The following is a 5,030-nucleotide window of genomic DNA, read 5'->3' as shown; positions in this document are numbered from 1 at the left end:
GCGGTCCGCTGCGCCGCGGCCAACGGACCACCCGGCTCGGCGCCGGCCAGATCGGCCTTGTTGAGCACCACCACGGTGGGCACCGGAGCCGACCGAAGGCACCCGACCTCCTCGGCGGTCAGGGTCTCGACCGCCACGAGCACCCGCAGATCCACCGGTTGCGGATCGGCGACCAGCACGAATCCGGGACTCTGCAGCGCCGCGGCGACCCGGCCGCGCCCCACCCCCGCACGCCCGGTCACAGCTAGTCTGAGGGGGGCACCGAGCCGTCGTTCGACGGCCGCGACAGCGTCGTCACGGGTCTGTTCTGCATAGCGCGCCAAGACATCGACGAAGATGTGTCGCCCCCCGATTCCGGCCGGATCGTGTCCAGCCCGTCGACAGGAATCCTGCCACCAGCGCGGGAGGTCACCGAACACGTTTTCCGGGTGGACGGCGCGGCTGTCGGCCGGTACCCAGGGGGGACACAGAGAAGGCAACTGTTGGGTATCAATCTGTAACACGATGCAGGGAGTAAAGGCTCGATGAGCGACCATGGACGGATGCAAATTCCGGGCCCTGACGTCGCCGATCACCATCCGGCGCCCGGGTCCGACGACCCCGGTCGACCCGACCTGCCCGGCGCTGCCCAGACCGGGCCCTCCCCGCATTTCCATCGACGCGTCACCAGCTTTCGCGCGCGCCGTTCCACGATCTCGGACGGCCAGCAGGCGACCTGGGACCGGCTGTGGCCGCAGATGGGCACCCAGGCCCGCGACGGCGAGGACCCCGCACCGCTGCTGGACACCGCCGCCTGGTTCGGCCGCCACGCCCCGGTCGTGCTGGAGATCGGGTGCGGTACCGGGACTTCCACGCTGGAGATGGCGATCGCAGAACCCGACATCGACGTCGTGGCCGTCGAGGTGTACCGGCGCGGGTTGGCCCAGCTGCTCGCCGCCGTCGACCGCAACGCGGTGACCAACATCCGGCTGGTCCGCGGCGACGGGGTGGACGTCCTGGCGCACATGTTCGGGCCCGACTCGCTGACCGGGGTGCGGGTGTTCTTCCCCGACCCGTGGCCCAAGGCCCGCCACCACAAGCGGCGCCTCCTGCAGACCGACACCATGGCGCTGATCGCCGACCGGCTCCGTCCGGGCGGTGTGCTGCACGCGGCGACCGACCACCAGGGCTATGCCGAACACATCGCCGAGGTCGGCGACGCCGAGCCCCGGCTGCGCCGGGTCGACCCCGGGGCAGCAGAACTTCCCATCTCGGTGGCCCGACCGGTGACGAAATACGAACGAAAAGCGCTGGCCGGCCCATCGGTGGCCGAGCTGTTGTGGGAGCGCATCGGATGAGCCTGACCGAGAACATCGGCGCCATGTCCGACATCGGGCCCGACGCCGGCGACGCAGCCGACCAGGTCGGCGACGACACCGGCGGCGCCGCCACCCAGGCCCCCGCGACATCGCGGGTCCTGCTGGTCTGGGACGCACCCAACCTGGACATGGGCCTCGGATCGCTGCTCGGCGGCCGTCCCACCGCGGCGCACCGGCCCCGCTTCGACGCGCTGGGCCGCTGGCTGCTGGCCCGCACCGCCGACCTGTCTGCGCAGTACGCCCGGGACGGGCTGACGGTGTCCCTGGAGCCCGAGGCCACGGTCTTCACCAACATCGCGCCCGGCAGCGCCGATGTGGTGCGGCCCTGGGTGGAGGCGTTGCGCAACGTCGGGTTCGCAGTGTTCGCCAAACCCAAGATCGACGACGACAGCGACGTCGACTCCGACATGCTCGACCACATCGCCCTGCGCCGGGCGGAGGGGCTGGCCGCGCTGTCGGTCGCCTCGGCCGACGGTCAGGCCTTCAAACAACCGCTGGAAGACCTCGCCAAGGAAGGTGTCGAGGTCCAGGTGCTCGGATTTCGCGAACATGCCAGTTGGGCGCTAGCGTCGGATACCTTGGAGTTTGTCGATCTGGAGGACATCGACGGTGTCTTCCGGGAGCCGCTACCGCGAATCGGCCTTGATTCGCTACCTGAGCAGGGCGCATGGCTGCAGCCATTCCGGCCGCTGTCTTCGCTACTGGCCTCGCGCAGCTAGAGAACGCAGATGAAGAAGCGAACGTCTCAGATGTGCCGGCCGATAACTGTGTTGTCGATATTTGTTTATGACCAATAGGAGCTAACGTGTTCGCCTGGTGGGGTCGAACGGTGTACCAGTACCGATACATCGTTATCGGTGTCATGGTCGCACTGTGCCTGGGCGGCGGCGTCTACGGCATCAGCCTGGGACAGCACGTCACGCAGAGCGGTTTCTACGACGACGGCAGCCAGTCGGTGCACGCCTCGGTGGTGTCCGACGAGGCGTACGGCCGGGACCGCACCAGCCACGTGGTGGCGATCCTGACGCCGCCCGACGGCGAGAAGGTCACCAACCCCGAGTGGATGCGCACGGTCACCGACGAACTCAACCAGTTGGTGGACGACTATCCCGACCAGATCGTCAGCTGGGTCGGCTGGCTGCGCGCCCCGGACAGCACGGCCGAGACCGTGCAGCAGATGAAGACCGCGGACGACTCCAAGACGTTCGTCAGCATCCCGCTAAAGGGCGATGACGACGACACCATCCTGAAGAACTACCAGACCATCGAACCGGCGCTGGAGAAGATCAACGGCGGTGACATCCAGCTCGCCGGACTGAATCCGCTGGCCAGCGAGCTGACCGGGACGATCGGGGAAGACCAGCGGCGCGCCGAGGTGGCCGCCATCCCGCTGGTGGCCGTGGTGCTGTTCTTCGTCTTCGGCGGCGTGATCGCGGCCAGCCTGCCCGCCGTCATCGGCGGTCTGACCATCCTCGGCGCACTGGGTGTCATGCGGTTCGCCGCCGAGTTCATGCCCGTGCACTTCTTCGCCCAGCCCGTCGTCACACTGATCGGCCTGGGCATCGCGATCGACTACGGCCTGTTCATCGTGAGCCGGTTCCGCGAGGAGATCGCCGAGGGCTACGACACCGACGCCGCCGTGCGCCGGACGATCATGACCTCGGGGCGCACGGTGATGTTCTCGGCCGTGATCATCGTGGCCTCGTCGCTGCCGCTGCTGCTGTTCCCGCAGGGCTTCCTCAAGTCGATCACCTACGCGATCATCGCCTCGGTCATGCTGGCCTCGATCCTGTCGATCACGGTGCTGGCCGCCGTGCTGGGCATTCTCGGCCCCCGGGTGGACGCGCTGGGGGTACGCACCCTGGTGCGCTTCGCCGAGCCCGCGCCGGAACTGTCCGGTCCGCCCAGTGGGCGCACCAACCCGCTGGCGCTCGCCACGCTGGTCCTGGGCGTGCTCGTGCCGTTCGCGGCCATCCCGCTCGGGCACTACACCCGGGTCCAGATCCGCAAGAACAGCGACAACGGCGACAAGCAGGCGTTCATCGGCCTGGTGCTGGGTTACGTGGGCTCGTTCCTGTGGATCATCTACGGCCTCTACGCGCTATACGACTCCGGCAGCATCAGCACCATCATCTTCTGGGTGCTGATCGGCATCGTCGCGTTCGTGGCCGGCACCACGCTGGTGCTCACCGTGGCCCGGTTCGTGCCCCTCGTGCGCAAGCCCACGGTGTGGTGGCTGAACTGGCTGGCCGACCGGCTGCAGAAGACCAAGACCCGCGAAGAGGTCGAGAAGGGTTTCTGGGGCAAGCTGGTCAACGTCGTGATGAAGCGGCCGATCGCGTTCGCCGCGCCGATCCTGATCGTGATGATCCTGCTGGTCATCCCGCTGGGCCAGCTGGCGCTGGGCGGTATCAGCGAGAAGTACCTGCCGCCGGACAACTCGGTCCGGGTGGCCCAGGAGGACTTCGACCGCAGCTTCCCCGGGTTCCGCACCGAACCGCTGACCCTGGTGATCGAGCGTGAGGACGGCCAGCCGGTCACCGATCAGCAGATGGCCGAGATCCGCGCCAAGGCGATGACGATCAGCGGCTTCACCGATCCGGACAACGACCCGTCGAAGATGTGGCAGGAACGCTCGGTCCAGGAGGGCGGCTCCGAGGACCCGTCGGTTCGGGTGATCCAGAACGGGTTGGTCAACCGCAACGACGCGTCCGAGAAGATCGACGAGCTGCGATCCATCAGCCCGCCGCGGGGGATCACCCTGTCGGTGGGCGGTACCCCGGCCCTCGAACAGGACAGCATCCACAGTCTGTTCGAGAAACTGCCGCTGATGGTGGTGGTGCTGATCATCACCACCACGATCCTGATGTTCCTGGCGTTCGGTTCGATCGTGCTGCCGATCAAGGCTGCGCTGATGAGCGCGCTCACCCTCGGCTCGACGATGGGCATCCTGACGTGGATGTTCGTCGACGGGCACGGCGCCGGCCTGATGAACTACACCCCGCAGCCGCTGATGGCGCCGATGATCGGCCTGATCATCGCGGTGATCTGGGGCCTGTCCACCGACTACGAGGTGTTCCTGGTCTCGCGCATGGTCGAGGCCCGTGAGCGCGGCATGTCGACCGCCGAGGCCATCCGGATCGGCACCGCGACGACGGGCCGGCTCATCACCGGTGCCGCACTCGTGTTGGCCGTGGTCGCCGGCGCGTTCGTGTTCTCCGACCTGGTGATGATGAAGTACCTGGCCTTCGGCCTGCTCATCGCGCTGCTGCTGGACGCCACCGTGATCCGCATGTTCCTGGTGCCGGCCATCATGAAGCTGCTCGGTGACGACTGCTGGTGGGCGCCGCGCTGGATGAAGCGCGTCCAGGACCGACTCGGCCTCGGTGAGACCGAGCTCCCGGATGAGCGCAAACGCCCATCGGTGCGCGAGCCCGGCGACGAGCCGCCCAAGGCCCTCGAAGCGGCCCCTCCCGAGGCGCTGGTCGGCGCCGGTGGTCCTCCGGTGATGGTGTCGGGCCGGGTGCAGCCGCACGACCCGACGCACCCGGGCCCCGGTGTGCCCGGTCGCGGGGCTCCTGCGCGCCCCCCCGGCCCATCTGCTGCCGGCACCACCCCACTGCCCCACCGTCCCCTCTCCACCCCCGACACCGCCCACGCAGGCTGGAGTGT

The 5,030-nt window shown here is 68.3% G+C and carries 3 protein-coding genes and 1 pseudogene; 3 read left to right on the top strand and 1 reads right to left on the bottom strand.

The genetic code is table 11. From position 1 onward, the window contains the following. A pseudogene (locus ACXAID_RS26985) lies at positions 1–242 on the bottom strand (hypothetical protein); the annotation flags it as partial. Between the two features lie 282 nt (positions 243–524). Between ACXAID_RS26985 and trmB the strand changes: the two are divergent. The 3 genes from trmB to ACXAID_RS26970 form a co-directional block, all read left to right on the top strand. Then, positions 525–1,337, top strand: a complete 813-nt coding sequence (gene trmB, locus ACXAID_RS26980; RefSeq protein ID WP_475025245.1) for a tRNA (guanosine(46)-N7)-methyltransferase TrmB — start codon at positions 525–527, stop codon at positions 1,335–1,337. Continuing rightward, positions 1,334–2,077 carry an NYN domain-containing protein gene (locus ACXAID_RS26975; protein WP_475025244.1) on the top strand — a complete coding sequence of 248 codons (744 nt, stop codon included), beginning with the start codon at positions 1,334–1,336 and terminating at the stop codon, positions 2,075–2,077. Before trmB ends, ACXAID_RS26975 begins: the two co-directional genes overlap by 4 nt. Before the next feature lie 86 nt (positions 2,078–2,163). Beyond that, on the top strand, positions 2,164–5,030 hold a 2,867-nt coding region (locus ACXAID_RS26970), incomplete at its 3' end, for an MMPL family transporter (RefSeq protein ID WP_475025243.1).

Source organism: Mycobacterium sp. ABE4_509, assembly GCF_056160785.1.
Note: the sequence above shows the minus strand (reverse complement) of the source record. Positions and strands in the feature narration are given on the sequence as shown.

Coding starts and splice junctions, on each gene's coding strand:
- trmB (WP_475025245.1), top strand. CDS start 525: ATGAGCGACCATGGACGGATGCAAATTCCGGGCCCTGACGTCGCCGAT.
- ACXAID_RS26975 (WP_475025244.1), top strand. CDS start 1,334: ATGAGCCTGACCGAGAACATCGGCGCCATGTCCGACATCGGGCCCGAC.